Source organism: Streptomyces sp. NPDC029159 (assembly GCF_055564055.1).
In genome coordinates, this window is sequence record NZ_JBVHWT010000011.1 from 212,646 (window position 1) to 229,701 (window position 17,056).

Annotated in this window: 16 protein-coding genes; 9 read left to right on the top strand and 7 right to left on the bottom strand. The window is 72.4% G+C overall.

The window, feature by feature from the left end; genetic code table 11:
• Window positions 1-3: 3 nt before the first annotated feature.
• Both ACZ4U4_RS22180 and ACZ4U4_RS22185 read right to left on the bottom strand, forming a co-directional pair.
• Window positions 4-1,002, bottom strand: a complete 999-nt coding sequence (locus ACZ4U4_RS22180; RefSeq protein WP_467876953.1) for an inorganic phosphate transporter — start codon at window positions 1,000-1,002, stop codon at window positions 4-6.
• Window positions 1,003-1,011: 9 nt separating this feature from the next.
• Window positions 1,012-1,632 (bottom strand): DUF47 domain-containing protein, encoded by a 621-nt coding sequence (locus ACZ4U4_RS22185; RefSeq protein WP_030286220.1) that lies wholly within the window; start codon window positions 1,630-1,632, stop codon window positions 1,012-1,014.
• 194 nt (window positions 1,633-1,826) lie between these two features.
• On the opposite strand from ACZ4U4_RS22185, the gene ACZ4U4_RS22190 reads away from it, so the two are divergent.
• Window positions 1,827-2,228 carry a metal-sensitive transcriptional regulator gene (locus ACZ4U4_RS22190; RefSeq protein WP_467876957.1) on the top strand — a complete coding sequence of 134 codons (402 nt, stop codon included), beginning with the start codon at window positions 1,827-1,829 and terminating at the stop codon, window positions 2,226-2,228.
• 25 nt (window positions 2,229-2,253) lie between these two features.
• Here the strand turns inward: ACZ4U4_RS22190 and ACZ4U4_RS22195 are convergent, their stop codons facing one another.
• The gene (locus ACZ4U4_RS22195) at window positions 2,254-2,442 is read right to left on the bottom strand and encodes a hypothetical protein (RefSeq protein WP_467876960.1); all 189 of its coding nucleotides are present in this window, start codon (window positions 2,440-2,442) and stop codon (window positions 2,254-2,256) included.
• A gap of 318 nt (window positions 2,443-2,760) precedes the next feature.
• Complete coding sequence (locus tag ACZ4U4_RS22200) at window positions 2,761-3,609, bottom strand: SCO4651 family lipoprotein (protein ID WP_467876963.1); 849 nt, start codon at window positions 3,607-3,609, stop codon at window positions 2,761-2,763.
• Window positions 3,610-3,808: 199 nt separating this feature from the next.
• On the opposite strand from ACZ4U4_RS22200, the gene ACZ4U4_RS22205 reads away from it, so the two are divergent.
• Together ACZ4U4_RS22205 and ACZ4U4_RS22210 are read left to right on the top strand one after the other, a co-directional pair.
• Complete coding sequence (locus ACZ4U4_RS22205; RefSeq protein ID WP_467876965.1) at window positions 3,809-4,033, top strand: hypothetical protein; 225 nt, start codon at window positions 3,809-3,811, stop codon at window positions 4,031-4,033.
• 226 nt (window positions 4,034-4,259) lie between these two features.
• A complete protein-coding gene (locus ACZ4U4_RS22210) occupies window positions 4,260-5,852 on the top strand; it encodes an FAD-binding oxidoreductase (RefSeq protein WP_467876967.1) in 1,593 nt (530 codons plus the stop codon).
• A 45-nt stretch (window positions 5,853-5,897) separates the two neighbouring features.
• Here ACZ4U4_RS22210 and ACZ4U4_RS22215 read toward each other — a convergent pair whose 3' ends face one another.
• A complete protein-coding gene (locus ACZ4U4_RS22215) occupies window positions 5,898-6,692 on the bottom strand; it encodes a phosphatase PAP2 family protein (protein WP_467876969.1) in 795 nt (264 codons plus the stop codon).
• Between the two features lie 223 nt (window positions 6,693-6,915).
• The gene (locus tag ACZ4U4_RS22220) at window positions 6,916-7,923 is read right to left on the bottom strand and encodes a C40 family peptidase (protein ID WP_467876972.1); all 1,008 of its coding nucleotides are present in this window, start codon (window positions 7,921-7,923) and stop codon (window positions 6,916-6,918) included.
• Window positions 7,924-8,443: 520 nt separating this feature from the next.
• On the opposite strand from ACZ4U4_RS22220, the gene ACZ4U4_RS22225 reads away from it, so the two are divergent.
• The 6 genes from ACZ4U4_RS22225 to ACZ4U4_RS22250 all read left to right on the top strand — a co-directional run bounded on the left by ACZ4U4_RS22225 (window position 8,444) and on the right by ACZ4U4_RS22250 (window position 16,329).
• On the top strand, window positions 8,444-8,752 hold the full coding sequence (locus tag ACZ4U4_RS22225) for a hypothetical protein (RefSeq protein WP_030286206.1): 309 nt from the start codon (window positions 8,444-8,446) through the stop codon (window positions 8,750-8,752).
• Between the two features lie 545 nt (window positions 8,753-9,297).
• Window positions 9,298-10,140 (top strand): DUF8175 domain-containg protein, encoded by an 843-nt coding sequence (locus tag ACZ4U4_RS22230; protein ID WP_467876975.1) that lies wholly within the window; start codon window positions 9,298-9,300, stop codon window positions 10,138-10,140.
• Window positions 10,130-11,404 (top strand): hypothetical protein, encoded by a 1,275-nt coding sequence (locus ACZ4U4_RS22235; RefSeq protein WP_467876978.1) that lies wholly within the window; start codon window positions 10,130-10,132, stop codon window positions 11,402-11,404. Before ACZ4U4_RS22230 ends, ACZ4U4_RS22235 begins: the two co-directional genes overlap by 11 nt.
• Window positions 11,401-12,960 (top strand): SCO6880 family protein, encoded by a 1,560-nt coding sequence (locus ACZ4U4_RS22240; protein WP_467876981.1) that lies wholly within the window; start codon window positions 11,401-11,403, stop codon window positions 12,958-12,960. The genes ACZ4U4_RS22235 and ACZ4U4_RS22240 overlap by 4 nt, the downstream gene beginning before the upstream one ends.
• A 28-nt stretch (window positions 12,961-12,988) precedes the next feature.
• The gene (locus tag ACZ4U4_RS22245; RefSeq protein ID WP_030286199.1) at window positions 12,989-14,455 is read left to right on the top strand and encodes an ATP-binding protein; all 1,467 of its coding nucleotides are present in this window, start codon (window positions 12,989-12,991) and stop codon (window positions 14,453-14,455) included.
• Window positions 14,456-14,679: 224 nt separating this feature from the next.
• Entirely contained in the window at window positions 14,680-16,329 is a 1,650-nt protein-coding gene (locus ACZ4U4_RS22250) for a type IV secretory system conjugative DNA transfer family protein (RefSeq protein WP_467877016.1), read from the top strand.
• A 30-nt stretch (window positions 16,330-16,359) separates the two neighbouring features.
• Here the strand turns inward: ACZ4U4_RS22250 and ACZ4U4_RS22255 are convergent, their stop codons facing one another.
• Window positions 16,360-16,884, bottom strand: coding sequence for a GNAT family N-acetyltransferase (locus ACZ4U4_RS22255; RefSeq protein ID WP_467876984.1), 525 nt, complete (start codon window positions 16,882-16,884; stop codon window positions 16,360-16,362).
• Window positions 16,885-17,056 lie beyond the last annotated feature (172 nt).

Sequence of the window (17,056 nt, forward strand, 5' to 3'; positions counted from 1 at the left end):
GGGTCAGCCGAAGGCCAGCTTGATCACCCAGTAGGCGACCGCGGCGACGATCGCCGCCGCCGGCATCGTGATGAACCAGCCCATCACGATGTTCTTGGCGACGCCCCAGCGCACCGCGCGCGGACCCTTGGTCGAGCCCACACCCATGATCGCGGAGGTGATGACGTGCGTGGTGGAGATCGGCGCGTGGAACATGAACGACGCGGTGTACATCACCGAAGCCGCCGTGGTCTCCGCGGCGAAGCCCTGCGGCGGGTCCAGCTCGATGATCCGGCGGCCCAGCGTCCGCATGATCCGCCAGCCACCCGCGTACGTACCGAGCGACAGCGTGATCGCACAGACCAGCTTCACCCAGACCGGGATGGCCGCGCTGGCGTCCTGGACATCGGCGATGACCAGCGCCATCACCACGACACCCATGGTCTTCTGCGCGTCCTGGAGACCGTGGCCGAGCGCCATGCCCGCCGCCGAGACGGTCTGCGCTATGCGGAAGCCGCGCTTGGCGCGGTGCGGATTGGCGCCGCGGAACAGCCAGAGGATGACGACCATCACCAGATAGCCGAGCACCAGGCCGATGATCGGCGAGATGAACATCGGCAGGACGACCTTCTCGATCACCCCGGCCCAGATCACCTCGGTGCCCCCCGCGAGCGCCGCGCCGACCATGCCGCCGAAGAGTGCGTGGGAGGAGGACGACGGCAGTCCGAAGTACCAGGTGACGAGATTCCAGACCACCGCGCCCAGCAGCGCGGCGAACAGGATCCCCATCCCCTTGCCGCCCTCGGGCGTGGAGATCAGCCCCTCGCTGACCGTCTTGGCGACCCCGCTGCCCAGAAAGGCACCCGCGAGGTTCATCACGGCGGCCATCGCCAGCGCCGCCCGTGGCGTCAGCGCCCGGGTCGACACCGAGGTGGCGATGGCGTTCGCCGAGTCGTGAAAGCCGTTGGTATATGTGAAACCGAGCGCGACCGCGATGGTCACGACTAGCGCGAAGGTGTCCATGGCCGGGGCTCAGGACTCCTTGACCGCGATGGTCTCGACGGTGTTGGCGACGTGCTCGAAGGCGTCGGCAGCCTCTTCGAGGATGTCCACGATCTGCTTGAGCTTCAGCACCTCGATGGCGTCGTACTTGCCGTTGAAGAGGTGCGCGAGCAGCTTGCGGTGGATCTGGTCGGCCTGGTTCTCCAGACGGTTGACCTCGATCCAGTACTCGGTGAGGTTCGACATCGTCCGCAGATTCGGCATCGCCTCGGCGGTCAGCTCGGCCGCCCGCGCCAGCACCTCGATCTGCTGCTCGACGCCCTTCGGCAGCTCCTCCACCTTGTAGAGGACGACGAGATCGACGGCCTCCTCCATGAAGTCCATGATGTCGTCGAGTGAGGAGGCGAGGTTGTAGATGTCCTCGCGGTCGAAGGGCGTGATGAACGAGGAGTTCAGCTGGTGGAAGATCGCGTGGGTCGCGTCATCCCCTGCGTGCTCCGCCGCCCGCATCCGTTCGGCGATCTCGGCCCGCGCGGAGGTGTCCGCCCCGAGCATTTCCATCAGGAGCTTCGAGCCGGTGACGATGTTGTCCGCGGATGCGGCGAACATGTCGTAGAAGCTCGTCTCCCTGGGGGTCAGACGAAAGCGCACGTGAAATCCTCGGGGTGCATCGGTTTCGGTCGAGTTGATGCTAGGCGCATCATCCAGCCACTGCTTACCAGCATTCCTTCAGTGTCGCGCATCGGGCAGCATGCTCTGCACGGGGTACCTCCGGTACCCGGAAAATTCGGTACCATATACCTACCAGGGGTATATGGATCGACGGGATACCACGGGAGACGGCCATGACGACCACGGACGCCGGCGCGGACGGCACCACCGAAACCGCCCCGGCCACCCCCGCACCCGCGCCGAAAACCGCCCCCCAGGGCGACCCGAACGCCGTCACCGACCACGACCGCGGCATCCACGGCTACGCCCACCAGAAGGACGCCCACCTCAAGCGACTGCGCCGCATCGAGGGCCAGATCCGCGGTCTCCAGCGCATGCTGGAGGAGGACGTCTACTGCATCGACATACTCACGCAGGTCTCGGCGAGCACGAAGGGCCTCCAGTCCTTCGGGCTCCAGCTCCTGGAGGAGCACCTGCGCCACTGCGTCGCCGACGCCGCGGTGCACGGTCCCGAGGCCATCGACGCCAAGGTCCAGGAGGCCACCAAGGCGATCGAGCGGATGCTCCGCACCTGAGCCGCCCGGCGCCGCGGCCGCCGGGTCACCGCTCGGCGGACCGCTCCCGCCGCCGGCATCCGCCGACGTCCAGCAGTTCATCGATCCGGTCCGGGCTCAGCCGCTCCTCGCTCGCGGCCGCCGCGGCGATCATCAGCTCGCCGATCAGCTCGATCTCGACGAGGGCCACGTGGTCCTGAACCGTCGTATCGCAGGTCACGGTCACGGACGACACCTTCCTTCGCGCGCCTCCCCCTCCGAGGCGGACACCGCCCAGCGTAGGGACGGCGCCACCCGCCGCCCATGGCACGGAAGGACCATTTCCGCCACCCCCGCCCGGGTGGCGCCCCCTCCCCCGACCCGCTCCGGAGACGGCCGAAAACCGACGGTCAGGAACGCAACCTTCCGGGGCGACGACCACGGAAGGGCCGCCCCGAAGGCCGCTACGACGACCGGCACGGCGGACGGACGCGGCACCCGCACGACGCGCCCCGACGCCCTTACCCACGCGCCGCCCTGACAGGCCATCACCCACGGCCCGCGCGGCTCCCCGTCACTCCCCCGCAGCCGCGATCCGCCCCGTGTAGATCGCCTCCCGCGGCGGCAGCGCCACCTCCGGCCGACGCCCGAAATGATCCAGCTCGGTCGTCGACGTCACCGCCGCACCGCGCCGCGAACCGTTGGCGAAGCGGTAGTGCTCACTGACCCGGCGCGGCCGCCCCGCCTCGTCCAGATAGACGTCGAACGGCACCCGCCGCGTGGTGAACCCTTTTTCCGCCGCCGTCAGCACCGGCCGGGTCCGCGCCGACGCCGCTCCGGCCGCCGCCGCGAGGTCCGCCGTCCCGCTGTAGTGCCGCACCGCGACCCCGCCGATCCGCGCCTCGCCCCGGTACGTCACCTCCTGCGCACCCCGCAGCAGTTCGGCCGCGGCCAGCGGATCGGTGGCCCCGCCGGTGACGAGGTTGCCGTCCGCGAGGCCCGTCGCATCGATCCGCACCCACTTGTCCGCGGGCACCCCGGCCCCGCGGTTCTTCATGTAGAGCGCGCCCGGCACCAGGATCTCGGTGACCGGCGGCCGCGGCCCGCGCCCGTCGCCCGCCGCGTCCGGCAGCGTCAGCCGCAGCCGCCCCGTCCCGCGCCGGAAGTCGTACTCACCGCTCCCCCGGATCGCCACCCGGGTGCCGCCGCTGACCGTCTCCATCGTCGAGGTGACCCGCGCCCCGCCGGCCCGCAGCAGCGCATCGGCGCCGGCCCGCACCGCCCGCCCGGCCGCCGGGGAATCCGCACCCGGCAGCCCGTCGCCGGACACCCCGCCCGCCGAACACCCCGCCGTCAGCAGCCCCGCCCCGCACACCAACGCCGCGACGACCGCGCCCGCCTCCCGTCCGACCTGCGCCACCATCGCCTACGAGCCCCTTCGGCCGCTTCCCCTGGGCGGACCCGGAACGGTCGGCGCGAAGCCGCCGATCGGGCACTCCGGGCACCGGCGGTCCGCATCGAGCGGCCCGTTCCGGACGGCCGGATTCCCACCGACCGCCCCGTTCAACGACCGTTTCCGGGGCCCGTCACGCCCCGCCACCCGGGGCGCGTAGCGTGGCGGGGTGACCGATCGCGCCCCGCACCCCCCTCCGTCGGGCCCCTCCGTCCCCGGCCCCGCGCCCGCCGCCGACGACGCCCCGGCCGGGCACCTCACCGCCACCTCCGAACGCGGCTCCTTCATCTCGGCGGGCTGCTCCTGCGGCTGGCGCGGCGCCGCCCGCCGCGCCCGCTCCCAGGCCCGTACGGACGCCGAACGCCATCTGGCCGCCGCCGCGCGACCCGAATGATCCGCCGTCCGGGAACCGTCAACCGCCCGGCCGCATCTGGGTAGGGAGAGAACGACGGCACCGGGCACCGGCGGCGCACCGACCTGACAGCCCTTCGGGGCCCCTCCGCGCCACCGGAGCGCCGCCCCCACGGCGGCGCCTGACGCCCCGGCGCCGCACCCCTCGGCCACCGGCCGGACCCGTGGCCGTACGGGGACGCCGGATCACCACGAGGGGACATTCACCCATGAAGCGCCGCACACTCCTGCAAACCGGTGGCGGTCTCGCGGCCACCTCGGTCGCCTGGGCCACCGGCTGCACCACGAACGGCGCGGCCACCGGCTCCTCCGCCTCCGCGACGACGCCCGGCGGGGCGCTCACCGCCACCACCACCTCGGCCGCGAAACCGGCCGCCACCAAGGCCGGTTGGAGCGCCCTCGCCAAGAGCCTCGACGGCAGGCTCATCCGCCCCTCGGACGCCGCGTACGCCATGGCCGGGCGGCTCTACAACACCCGCTACGACTCCCTGAAGCCGTCGGCGGTCGCCTATGTCGCGCACCCCTCGGACATCGCCGAGTGCCTCTCCTTCGCACGCCGCTACCGCACCCCCGTCGCCATCCGCAGCGGCGGCCACTCCTACGCGGGCTACTCCAGCGGCAACGGCAAACTCGTCATCGACGTCTCCAAGCTCGACAAGGTCGGCGCGCCCTCCGGCGGCGAGGTCACGATCGGCGCGGGCGCCAAGCTCATCGACATCTACACCGGGCTCGGCGCGCACGGCGTCACGCTGCCCGGCGGCTCCTGCCCGACCGTCGCGATATCCGGCCTCACCCTGGGCGGCGGACACGGCGTCACCTCCCGTGCGTACGGCCTGACCTGCGACTCCCTCGTCGGCGCGACGGTCGTCACGGCCGACGGCAAGACCGTCCGGTGCGACGCCTCGCACCACCCCGACCTCTTCTGGGCGCTGCGCGGCGCCGGCAACGGCAACTTCGGCGTCGTCACCGAACTCCGCTTCCGTACGCACCCCGCACCGCGTTCGGTCATGGCGTACATGACGTGGCCGTGGGCGAAGGCCGCCAAGGTGCTGGGCTCCTGGCAGAAGTGGGGCCCCTCGCAGGCGGACGAGATATGGTCCGCCTGCCATCTGGACGCCCGCCCCGGCGGCACCCCCGCCGTCTCCGTCGCGGCGTTCTCCATGGGCGGCTACCGCGACCTGCAGAATGCCGTCGACCGGCTCGCCGACCAGCCCGGCGGCCCGGGCCCCGCAGCCACCGTGCGCCTCACCCCCATCGACCACCTGGACGCGATGGAGGCGTACGCGGGCTGCTCCTCCAAGACGACGGCCCAGTGCCACGCCCCGGGCGCGCTGCCCGGCCAGACCGCACCGGGCCAGTTGGGCCGCGAAACGTACGCGGCGCGCTCGCACTTCTACGACCGGCCGCTGTCCGCGTCCGGCATCCAGACGGCCCTGGCGCAGATCGAGAGCGGCGGCCACAAGGGCGTGACCGGCAACGTCGCCTTCACCGCGCTGGGCGGCGCGATCAACCGCGTCGGCGCCACCGACACCGCCTTCGTCCACCGCGGCTCGCGCTTCCTCGCGCAGTATCTGGCGTCCTGGCCGGCGGGCGGTTCGTCCGCAGGCCGCACCGCCTGGCTCGATTCCTTCCACGGCGCGATGCGCCGCCACGCCTCCGGCGCCGCCTACCAGAACTACACCGACCCGTCCCTGAGCGACTGGAAGTCCGCCTACTACGGACCGGCCGCCGGCCGCCTGGACAAGGTCAAGCGGACGTACGACCCGCAGCGGCTGTTCAGCACGTTCCCGCAGGCGCTGTAGGCGCGGTACGGGACGCGGCCGGGCTCCGGCCCGGCCGCCCCGCCGTCACGCCGCCAGACCGCGTTCCGGCCCCTTGCCGCCGGGCCGCGCCGCACCGGCCGGAAGCGCCAGGTCGTCGCCCGCGTCCTGCGGTGCGTACCGCTCGCCGTAGGTCTCCGCGAACGTCTGCGCATACGCCGCCTCGACCGCCGCCTCCGCATCGGGCGTCCGCACCGTCTCCGGAACCCCGGGCGCCCGCACCACACGCCCCACGCGCGAGCGGCCCAGACGCGTCATCAGCGGTACCAGCAGCGCCTGCGCGAGCGGCGCGAGCAGCAGCACCACGGCGGTGCCCAGCGCGAACCCGCCGATGACGTCCGTCGGGTAGTGCACGCCCAGATAGATCCGGCAGAACCCTTCGAGCACCGCCAGGCCGATACCGATCAGGCCGTAGGAGCGGCGGACGAGGAAGAGACCGGCGCCGACCGCCATGGCGAGCGTCGCATGGTCGCTGACGAACGAGAAGTCGGTCTTGCCCGGGACGAGGACCGCCAGCCCGGCGTGGTCGTGGAACGGGCGGGGGCGGCCGACGATGGCCCGGATCGGGATGTTGGCGAGCAGCGCGAGGCCGCCGGCGAGCGCCGCCCACACCAGCCCGGCGACCGCCGCGGGCGCCCCGGCGCGGCGCCGCACGGACCACCAGGCGAGCACGCACAGCACGGCGAGCGCGGCGAGGACGCCGTATTCGCCGAGATACTCCACCGTGTGGTTGACCCACCGGGGAGCATCCTTCGCGAGGCCGTTGATGCCGCCGAGCACGTCGGCATCCGGGTCCGGCCCCACCAGTGCGAGTCCAGCCATCTGCTGCGACCCCTTATCTTCCGCGCGCGCGAGCGCCGTGTCCGTGCTGCCGACCCCCGTGGTCGTCCTGTGCCGCCGTACCGCCGCACCGGGCGCGCCCCCACGTCCGGACCGCACCACGCCAGGAGAACGCGCTCGTCATCGTGGTCGTTCCGCTCTCCACCGGAAGATCACCAGCCTGTTGTCCCAGCGTGACCCACCCCGGGCGTCGGGCGCCTCATGTTCACGCGGTGTTCGCAGCGGGCAGCGCTTTCGCGCCATCGGAGGTGACGCGGGTGGCGCCGATGTAGTCCGGCACATCGATCTTGTCGAACCGGATCAGCGCGCCGGTGTGCGGTGCGTTGACCATGTAGCCGCCGCCGACGTAGATGCCGACGTGGTGGATCGACCGCGGGTCCGTCAGATCGTTGGCGAAGAAGACCAGATCGCCGGGGAGCAGTTCGTTGCGCTTGGGGTGGGGACCGGCGTTCCACTGGTCGTTCGCCACCCGCGGCAGCTCTATGCCGACCGAGCGGTACGCGGCCTGCGTCAGCCCGGAGCAGTCGAACCGGCCGTTCTGCGCGGCGGTGCCCGTACCGCCCCACAGATACGGCGTACCGAGCTTCGCCTGTGCGTAGTAGATGGCCGCGGCGGCCTGCTTCGACGGGGCGACCGGCGCGGTCGGCGCCTCGAAGCTCTTGGCGAGCGTGGTGATCGTCTTGACGTAGTTCTGCGTCTCGCCGTAGGGCGGGACGCCGCTGTACTGGATGACGCGGTAGGCACCGGCGTTGTACGCCGCGAGCATGTTGTGCGTCGCGTCGCCCGGCGCGTCCTTCACGTACTGCGCCAGCTCACAGTCGTACGACGCGGCCGACGCGATGGCGTCCGCCGGGTCCCAGATGTCCTTCTTGCCGTCGCCGTTGCCGTCTATGCCGTGGGTGGCCCAGGTGCCGGGGATGAACTGCGCCATGCCCAGCGCGTTCGCGGGGCTCTGCGCCTTGGGGTTCCAGCCGCTCTCCTGGTAGAGCTGCGCGGCCAGCAGCGAGGGGCTTATCGCCGGGCAGAGCCGGCCCCACTTCTGCACCAGTGCCTGGTACTCGGCGGGCACCGCGCCCTTGGCCAGCCCGAGCGCCTGCCCGCCGGCCCCACCGATCAGCCCGGCGGCCGCGGTGTACGTGCCGATCACGAGCAGCGCGACCAGGCCGAGCATCAGCCCCGCCCCGATACCGCCTGCAATCCAGAGTTTCCGCACGCCTCAACCCTCCCCCATCCGGGCCCACTTCGCCGCCGATTCCCCGCCACCTCTGGAAGTTCCCACCGCACGGCGGCGCACACCTCGGCGCAGGGGGCGCTCACCGGGGAGCGGCGTACGGCCGAGAGGCTACCGGGCGCGCCCGGCACCGGACGGTGGCTCCCTGACGGTGCGACAGGGAACCATCCGACCCCGCGTCACGTCCCTCCTCCCGGGAGGGCCGCACACCCCCGGACCTGCCCCGACGCTTCCGCCCGCCGAACACATCGGGCACCCCGCACCGGCAGACTTCACTCCATCATTGCTCACGGTTATCATACGTGATACACACAGTGACATCACATGGGTTCACCGGGTGAAGCAGGGCACCGCAGGGCCGATCCTCACCCCGCCCCTACGAGATCCGCGCAAGAATGCCGCCAAGTCGACATCTGGTGGTGTCTTTGTCGGCGAAGATGGAGACTGACCCCTGTCAGATATTCAGGGGACCACAACTACCCATAAAGGGGCGGTGAGTTCAATGTTCATTGCGGCCGACAAGGGCGACATCAGCACCATCATCGGTGGAATCGCCCCGGACTGGGGCCCGTTCGGCACCCTGGGCCACGAAGCGCGGGTGATGGTCGAGGTCATCATGGCCGTCGCGATCCTGATCTGCCTGGGCATCGCTTTCTGGGGCGCCGCCAAGCAGCGCATCGGCGCCACCGCGCTCCGCGACACCTTCAGCGCCGAGCAGGGCAAGGGCCTGATCGTGGCCGGTCTCACCGGCGTCTTCATCATCGGCTCCCTCGGCACCCTCTTCACGATCGTCTACGGCATGGCCGTGTAGCGCGCCCCCGACGCCCGTCGGCCGCCCCTCCCGGCGCCCGACGGGCCGTCACCTCCCCACTCCCAGGCCCCGCGGCTCCCCGCCGCGCGCCGCACCCCGGGCCGGACCGCCACCGGCGCCCACCGCATGCGCCCCGTCCGCCGCCCGTGTGCCTCCATCCACCCCCCGACGGCCCCACCTCCCGCGCCGAGGCCCCATGCTGACGTCCGCCCACCCCTGCACGGCCGGCCCCCCGGCCCGCCCCGGCACGCCCGCGACCAGCGGACCGGTTGGGGCGGCCACCCCGTGGGGACAGGTCCGTCCGGAAGGAAGAAGGTCGCGGCGGGAGGCGGTGAAGCGGGTGCACCCCAAGGGGATAAAAGCCGCACGGCACCCCATTCACCCCCATCGCCCAGCAGCTGAGGACCCGTCACCGTGAGATGTACTCCCACCACTTCACCCGAGCCGCCGACCACGCGGCTACGGTCATACGAGGGCGGCCCTGCGACGGCGGGGACGGCGACGACGGCGGATACGGCAATGGCGGTTGAGGGGGCACGTACGCGATGAGCACCAGCGACGACGGCTACGGTGACTACACGAGTCCCACCGGCCAGACCCGCACCAGACTTCCGGACAGCGAGGGCGACCACGGCTCGGGACGCCGCTCCCGGTCCGGGCTGTCCAGCCGCAACCTCGTCGCCGTCGTCGGCGTGGTGGTCCTCCTCATCGCCGCCATCGCCTTCGCCAACCGCGGCTCCGGCTCCGACCCGGCCACCGACACCGCGGACGGCGCGCCCAAAAACGGCCCCGCCGCTCAGCCCACCGCCCCCACCGGCACCGACCCGGTGAAGGACAGGAACGGCACCATCGCCAAGGGCTTCGCCAAGACCCAGCAGGGGGCACAGTCGGCGGCGGCGAACTACGCGGTGGCGCTCAACGGAGTCGGGATGTACTCGACCGCCGACCGCCGGAGCATCGTGGAGGCCGTGTACGAGCCGTCCCTCGCGGCGGCCCGCACCAAAGACCTCGACAAGCGCTACTCGAACCCGGCCGTCCTGGGGCGCATCGGCCTCAAGCCGGACGGCAGCGCCCCCAAGGGCATGACCTTCGTCGCGCGGGCGATTCCCGCCGGGACGAAGATCGAGGCATGGCACGGCGACACCGCCAAGGTGTCGGTCTGGTATTCCGCCCTCTTCGGTCTGGCAGGCGTCGAGTCGAAGAACCCCGTCTCCGAGAGCTGGTACACGAACACCTTTGATCTGAAGTGGACCGGCGGGGACTGGAAGGTCTCCGCCGTCACGACGAAGGACGGGCCGGCCCCCGTCGGCCGCGACCAGGCGGCCGCATCGGCCGAGGACATGTCCAAGGCCGTGCAAGGGTTCGGAGGGTTCACCTATGCCCGCTAACAATCGACGCCGTCTCCTCACCCTCGGCGGGCTGGTGACGTCGCTTCAGACCACCGCGGTGCTGGTGTCCGCGCGTGCCATGGCCGCGCCGGACCCCAAGCCCACCGACAACGGCTGCATCGGCCCCGCCCAGGACTACTGCCAGGACGGCAGCAACGCCCCCGGCGTCCCCACCCCCGGCATAGGCGACAACAACCCCCTCGACCCCCTCACCTCCCTCGCCAAGGGCTGTGCCAAGGCCGCCGGCTGGATCGTCGACAAGTTGGCCGACGCCGTGAAGGCGACCTCGAAGGTCGACTTCACCAACTCCGCGTTCCTGCGCCAGTACGCCGTCGTCTTCGCCGCCTCGACCGTCCTCACCCTCGTCCTGTGGCTGCTCGCCGTCGCCAAGCGCGCCGTCCGGGGCGTACGGCTGACGGAGGCGATCAGCGAGGCCATCGGGTTCCTCTGGCTGACCGTGCTCGCCTCCGCGTTCACCCCGCTGATCCTCTACACCGTGGTCTCCGCGACCGACAGCATCACCGAGATCATCGCGAAGGGCACCGGCGCGAAGACCGACACCTTCTTCGGGGCGTTCTCCGCGGCGCTGACCAAGGGCACCGACATCGGCGGCGGCCCGATCATGCTGATCGTCGTCTCGCTGGTCTCGGTGCTCGCCGCCGGCGTCCTCTGGCTGGAGCTGGTGATCCGCGCCGCGCTGCTGTACGTCGGGGCGCTGCTCGGCACCGTCGTCTACGCCGGGCTCGTCGACAAGAACATGTGGGGCCACGTCCGCCGCTGGGCCGGGATCATGATCGCGGTGATCATGGTGAAGCCGGTGATCGTGATCGTCCTCGGCATCGCCGGCGCCCTCTCCTCCGACGAGGGCCCCAACGCCTTCTCCGCCGTCGTCTCCGGCCTCGCCATCATCGTCCTCGCCATCTTCGCCAGCGCGGTGATCTACCGCTTCGTCCCCGGCTTCGGCGACGAAATGATCTCCGCCCGGACGAACAAGGGCCGCGCCACCGACGGCAGCCAGGCGGCCGCCATGGTCTCCTCCCCCGCCGCCCTCGTCTCCCAGGGCATCAAGACCCACAGCAGCCGCAAGTCCGACGGCGGCGGCCAGTCGCCGAGCGGCGGCGGCCAGTCCCCGGCGGGCGGCGTGGCCGGCGGCGTCGCCGCCCACAGCTCCCGCAACGCCCCACCGGCCCCCCGTACCAACCCCGGCTCCGGCGCCCCCGGCGGCTCCCGCACCGGCAAGTCAGCAGGAGGTGAGGGGCGGTGACCACCCCCCATCCGATCGCGCCCCGCAGGACGTACCTGATCGGCCGCGCCCGGCCCAACGCCGTCATCGGCAAGAACCGCGAGACCGGCGAGATCGCCCTGATCATCGTCTGCGCCTTCCTCGGCATGATGGGCGGCCTGGCGATCCAGGTCCTCGCCCTGCGGATCATCGCCCTCACCGGCTTCCCGATGCTGGGCCTGGCCGCCGTGTACGTCCCGTACAAGGGCCGCACGTTCTACAAGTGGTTCGAGATCCGGCGCAGCTACCGCCGCACCCTCCGCCGCGGCACCGCCTACCGCTCCGCCGCCGCCGAGGCCGGCACCCGGCTCGACGGCCGCGAGGTCGAGATCGGCCCACCGCCCGGCATCGGCCGTATCAACTGGCTCGCCGCCCCCTTCGGCCCCGACGAGATCGCCGTCCTCCTCCACGCCGACCGCCGCACCGTCACCGCCGCCATCGAGATCGAGGGCCCCGGCGTCGGCCTGCGCGACAGCGAGGACCAGGAGGCGCTGGTCGACCGCTTCGGCACGCTGCTCAAGCACGTCGCCAACGGCGACGGCTTCGTCACCCGCCTCCAGATGCTGGCCCGCACCCTGCCCGCCGACCCGGACGCGCACGCCAAGGACGTCGCCCAGCGCGGCGACACCGCCGCCCCCGCCTGGCTCCAGGAGTCGTACGACCAGCTCCAGTCGATGGTCTCCACCTCCTCCGAGCAGCACCGTGCCTACCTCGTCGCCTGTATGCACTACGACCGCGAGCTGGCCGCCGAGGCGATGACGATGGCCCGCGCCGCGGCCGCCCAGCGCGGCGGCCCGGGCCGCGGCAAGCTCGACCGCGACGCCGGCCTCGCCGTCGTCATGGCCCGCGAGCTGACCGACATCTGCGCCCGCCTCGCCGAGGCCGACATCCGCGTCCGTCAGCCGCTCGGCCAGGCCCGCCTCGCCTCCCTCGTGCACTCCATGTACGACCCGGACCACCCCATCGACCACATCCAGGCGATGAGCAAGCGCAACGCATGGCCCGCCGAGCTGGACGCGATGGAGCCGACGTACCTCCAGGCCAAAACCCGCGAGTCGACCACCCGCGCCCCCTGGTGCCACGCCACCGCCTGGGTCAAGGAGTGGCCGCTGACCCCGGTCGGCGTCAACTTCCTCGCCCCGCTGCTGGTCCACACCCCCGATGTCATCCGCACCGTCGCGGTCTGCATGGACCTGGAGCCCACCGAGATCGCCATCGAGCGGATGCTGACGGAGAAGACCAACGACGACGCCGAGGCCAGCCGCGCCGCGAAGATGAACCGCGTCGTCGACCCCCGCGACGTCGCCCACCACGGCCGTGTCGACCAGCGCGGCGAGGACCTCGCCTCCGGCGCCGCCGGCGTCAACCTCGTCGGCTATCTCACGGTCTCCTCCCGCTCGCCCGAGGCGCTCGCCCGCGACAAGCGCACCATCCGGGCCTCGGCCGGAAAGTCCTATCTCAAGCTGGAGTGGTGCGACCGCGAGCACCACCGGGCGTTCGTCAACACCCTGCCGTTCGCGACCGGAATCCGCCGCTAAACCGCTGGGAGGCGCGTACGTCATGGCCATGCTCGATCCGCTCGGAGCGCTCACCGACGCCTTCACCACCTTCCTGTTCGGGAAGGTGGAGACGACGCGGCTGCCCGTACGCACCTCCACCGGGCAGGCGCAGGCCGTCTACCTGCCCACCGCCGCCCCCGGCCTCGGTGACTCCGGCGTCATCATCGGCCGCGAGGTCTACAGCGGCAAGGGCTACATCTACGACCCGTTCCAGCTCTACGGCCAGCAACTCCCGGCCCCGCACTGGCTGGTCCTCGGCGAGTCCGGCAACGGCAAGTCCGCGCTGGAGAAGACGTACGTGCTCCGCCAGCTCCGCTTCCGCGACCGGCAGGTCGTCGTCCTCGACGCCCAGGGCGAGGACGGCGTCGGCGAGTGGAATCTGATCGCCGAACAGCTCGGCATCACCCCCATCCGCCTCGACCCGACCGCCGCCCTCAACGGCGGCATCCGCCTCAACCCGCTCGACCCGTCGATCACCACCACCGGCCAGCTCGCGCTGCTGCGGACGATCATCGAGGTCGCCATGGGCCGCGGCCTGGACGAGCGCTCCGGCTTCGCCCTCAAGGTCGCCCACTCCACCGTCCTCGGCGAGTTCGGCGATGGAGGCGACGACTCCGGCGCCCCCCGCCAGCCCGTCCTCACCGACATCGTCGAGCAGCTGCGCCACCCGGAGGCCGAGGCCGCCGAGGCGATGAACGTCGACATAGACGATGTCCGGGCATGGGGCCTGGACGTCGCCCTCGTCCTCGACCGCCTCGTCGACGGTGACCTGCGCGGCATGTTCGACGGCCCGACGACCGCCGGCATCGACCTCGACGCCCCGCTGATCGTCTTCGACCTCTCGCACATCGACCGCAACTCCATCGCCATGCCGATCCTCATGGCGATCGTCGGCGTCTGGCTGGAGCACACCTGGATCCGTCCGGACCGCAAGAAGCGCATCTTCCTGGTGGAGGAGGCGTGGCACATCATCAACTCCCCCTTCGTCGCGCAGCTCTTCCAGCGCCTGCTGAAGTTCGGCCGCCGCCTCGGCCTCTCCTTCGTCGCCGTCGTCCACCACCTCAGCGACGTCGTCGACGGCGCCGCCGCCCGCGAGGCCGCCGCCATCCTCAAGATGGCCTCCACCCGCACGATCTACGCCCAGAAAGCCGACGAGGCCCGCGCCACCGGCCAGGTCCTCGGCCTGCCACGCTGGGCCGTCGAGATCATCCCGACCCTGACCCCCGGCATCGCCGTCTGGGACGTCAACGGCAACGTCCAGGTCGTCAAACACCTCATCACCGAGGCGGAACGCCCGCTGGTCTACACCGACCGCGCGATGACCGAGGCGTCCGAGGTCTCCGCCGCCTCCGCCCTGCCCACCGACGAGGCCCGTGCCCTGGAGGCCGCCGCCGACGCCGAGGCCGAACAGCGCGCCGAGGCCCTGGCCCTGGCCCGCCAGCTCCACGGCGAGTCCAGCGAGACGGTGGCGTGACCCCGCCGCCCGACCCGACCGGCCACCCGGGGGCGTACGACGACGGCTACGCGCCCCCCGGCGGCCGGTACGGCCACGACCCGCGCGGCGGCCATCCCGGCGCGTACGACGGACGGCCCGGGGCGTACGACGACCGGTACGCCACCGGCCCGCACGGCCCCCGGTACGACGCCCCCCGCAGCCCCGGCCCCCGCCGGCACGGCGGCGTCCCCGACTCCCTGCTCATCGGGCTGCTCGCCTTCCTCCTCGGCCTGAGCGTCCTGATCTGGACCGCGACCGGCCTCGCCGGGCTCCTCAGCCACGGCGCCTGGCCCGACGGCGTCACCTACTCCGGCACCCCCACGGCGCTGCACCGCCTCATCACCGACCCCCACGACCTCCCCGCCGCCTGGCCCGCCACCCCCAAGACCCAACTCTCCGGCTACGGCCTCTTCTGGGGCCTCCTCGTCGGCGAACTGATGCTCCTCCTGGTCCTGACCCTCTTCACCCTGGGAACCCTCACCCGCTACCGAGCCGTCCGCCGCGCCCGCCGAGCGGCAACCCGTACGGGACAGCCGAACTCCCCGACATCCCCTACGGGCCCGGACGGACAGCCCCTTTCTGACCCGTCTCCGGGTACGGCCTCGGGGTCCACCCCGGCCCCTGGCTCGGGGTCAGATGTCCGTACGGGCACGGCTTCCGGCGCCCCCTCCGGCCCGGCTTCCGTCACGGAATCGGCTCCCGCCCCTGGTGCGAGCGCTGCCCTCGGCGCCACCACAGCTTCCGGCACGGCCGCGGCCGCCCTCAGCTCCCCTACGGGCACGGTCATCCCTTCCCCTACGGGCACGCCTCCCGGCGCGGGCACGGCCCCCGGCACCGGCACGGCCGCGGCCCCCGCCGTCGCCCTGGCCGCCACCGCGGCCACCGCCGCGGCGCCCCTCACGACCGCGGCCGCCGAACCCGCCCTCCCCCGCCTGCACTTCGGCGCCGACCGGTCCGCCGCCACCGCCGCCGCCCTGGCCGCCGTCACCGCCGCGCCGGGCCCCGTCGTCATCGCGACCACCGACCCGTCCCTCTGGTCGGCCACGAAGGACGCCCGCACCAAGCTCGGCCCGGTTCTCGCCTACGACCCGACGCACCGCCTCGACACCCCGTCCCGGCTGCGCTGGTCCCCGACGGCCGGCTGTGCGGACCTCGCCACCGCCACCACCCGCGCCGCCGCGCTGCTGGCCCCCGTACAGTCGCACAGCCCCCTGGACGCGGCCGTCACCGACGCCGCCCGGACGCTGCTGCGCTGCTGGCTGCACGCCGCCGCGGTGGACGGACGCCCCTTCCGCCAGCTGACCCGCTGGGCACACGCCACCGGCGGCGCCCAGGAACCGGTCCGTATCCTGCGCACCGACCCGAAGTGCGCCGCCGGCCAGGCGGGCGAGCTGGAGTCGGTGCTGACCGCCCACCCCGAACGCCGCGACCACGCGAAGGAATTGGCGAGCCGCGCGCTCTCCGCCCTCGGCTCCGTCCACATCCGCGACGCCTGCAACGCCCAGCGCCCCGACGCCCTCGCCCTCGACTCCTTCCCCGACGAGGGCGGCACCCTCTACGTCGTCGGCGACGCGCTGGAGGACCCGCGCACCAACCCGGGCGCGATGCCCCTGCTCACCGCGCTCCTGACCCACGTCGTCGAACACGGCCGCCGGCTCGCCGCCCGCACCGCCACCGGCCGCCTCGACCCGCCGCTCACCCTCGTCCTGGACGACATCGCCGCCCTGGCCCCGCTGCCCGCCCTGCCGGACCTCCTCCGCACGGACCCGCCCCGCGGCCTGCTCACCCTCGCCACGATGCGCTCCCCGGAACAGGCCCGCGCCCGCTGGCCCCACGCCGACCTGCCCCTCTGAGCCGGACGGCGTCGGCGAGCCGGCGCCCGCCTACAGCCGGGGCAGCGCCATCTCCCGCTCGACGGCCGCCGGATTCTTCGGGTCCGCCGCGGTCCGGCCCGTCGGAATGAACCCCAGCGCCCGGTACAGCCCCTCCGCCGAGTCGTTCTCCTCGTGCACCCACACCCGTACGCGGGCCACGACCGGCTCCGACAGGCTCCACGACCAGCCGAGCGCCGCCTCGAACAGCTCCCGCGACAGCCCCGTACCCCGGTGCTCGGGCCGTACGTACACCGCGACGACCTCCGTCTGCGGCACCTCGGCCTCCTCAACCAGCCGGACCACGACCATCCCGCCCCAGCTGCCGTCGGGCCCCTCACCGATGAGCGTCAGCGTGGTCCCGCTCGCGTCGCTGCGTGCGGTGTGCCGCTGCCAGTACTCCGCCGGCTGCGCCGCCGCCTCCTCGAACGTCTGGTGAAACGCCACCCGCGCCCCGGGATCGGCCAGCGCCGCCAGCCTCAGCTCCTTGAGCCGCTTCCATTCGTCCGCCGTCACCGGCCTGATCAGGTACGCCATCGCCTCAGCATCGCAGCGCCCGCCCTCGCTGACCAGCGAAATCCGGACCCTGAAACGCAAAAATGCTCCGGCCCCCGGAAACCATCACTGATTTCCGGGGGCCGGAGCTGAATAATTGTTCGGCGGCGTCCTACTCTCCCACAGAGTCCCCTCTGCAGTACCATCGGCGCTG

What these genes read in the sequence shown, in the direction of transcription:
- ACZ4U4_RS22200 (WP_467876963.1), bottom strand. Translation starts at nt 3,609, where the DNA reads ATGGTGGCGCAGGTCGGACGGGAGGCGGGCGCGGTCGTCGCGGCGTTG.
- ACZ4U4_RS22245 (WP_030286199.1), top strand. Translation starts at nt 12,989, where the DNA reads ATGCTCGATCCGCTCGGAGCGCTCACCGACGCCTTCACCACCTTCCTG.
- ACZ4U4_RS22230 (WP_467876975.1), top strand. Translation starts at nt 9,298, where the DNA reads ATGAGCACCAGCGACGACGGCTACGGTGACTACACGAGTCCCACCGGC.
- ACZ4U4_RS22225 (WP_030286206.1), top strand. Translation starts at nt 8,444, where the DNA reads ATGTTCATTGCGGCCGACAAGGGCGACATCAGCACCATCATCGGTGGA.
- ACZ4U4_RS22210 (WP_467876967.1), top strand. Translation starts at nt 4,260, where the DNA reads ATGAAGCGCCGCACACTCCTGCAAACCGGTGGCGGTCTCGCGGCCACC.
- ACZ4U4_RS22235 (WP_467876978.1), top strand. Translation starts at nt 10,130, where the DNA reads ATGCCCGCTAACAATCGACGCCGTCTCCTCACCCTCGGCGGGCTGGTG.
- ACZ4U4_RS22255 (WP_467876984.1), bottom strand. Translation starts at nt 16,884, where the DNA reads ATGGCGTACCTGATCAGGCCGGTGACGGCGGACGAATGGAAGCGGCTC.
- ACZ4U4_RS22180 (WP_467876953.1), bottom strand. Translation starts at nt 1,002, where the DNA reads ATGGACACCTTCGCGCTAGTCGTGACCATCGCGGTCGCGCTCGGTTTC.
- ACZ4U4_RS22215 (WP_467876969.1), bottom strand. Translation starts at nt 6,692, where the DNA reads ATGGCTGGACTCGCACTGGTGGGGCCGGACCCGGATGCCGACGTGCTC.
- ACZ4U4_RS22190 (WP_467876957.1), top strand. Translation starts at nt 1,827, where the DNA reads ATGACGACCACGGACGCCGGCGCGGACGGCACCACCGAAACCGCCCCG.